Origin of the sequence: Tritonibacter sp. SIMBA_163, assembly GCF_046535935.1 — a bacterium.
GTDB classification, from domain to species: Bacteria; Pseudomonadota; Alphaproteobacteria; order Rhodobacterales; family Rhodobacteraceae; genus Epibacterium; species Epibacterium scottomollicae.
This window is the reverse complement of record NZ_JAWJBP010001470.1, coordinates 1-232: the sequence shown is the minus strand read 5'-3', so window position 1 is coordinate 232 and position 232 is coordinate 1. Positions and strand designations below refer to the sequence as shown.

The window sequence follows — 232 nt, the reverse complement described above, 5'->3', positions numbered from 1 at the left end:
GCCGCGTTGCTGCGGTAGTCCTCCGCGTGAGCCGGGTCGTAGGCGGCGAGCTTCTCGGCGACCACCTCGACGGCCTTCATCCACCCGCCCACGTCCATCCACACGTGCGGGTCGTAGTGGCTTTCCGCGTCGGTCATCACGTAGTCGCCGCTGTCGAGGATCGCCTCGGTGACGGCGAACACCGGCTTGTCCCGGCGAGCGAGCCGCACCAGCACGTCGCCCATCTTCCCCT

At 69.0% G+C, this 232-nt stretch carries 1 protein-coding gene; it reads right to left on the bottom strand.

The genetic code is table 11. The features are described from left to right. On the bottom strand, positions 1-224 hold a 224-nt coding region (locus R0J92_RS27170), incomplete at its 3' end, for a metal ABC transporter solute-binding protein, Zn/Mn family (RefSeq protein WP_411053970.1). Between the last annotated feature and the right edge of the window lie 8 nt (positions 225-232).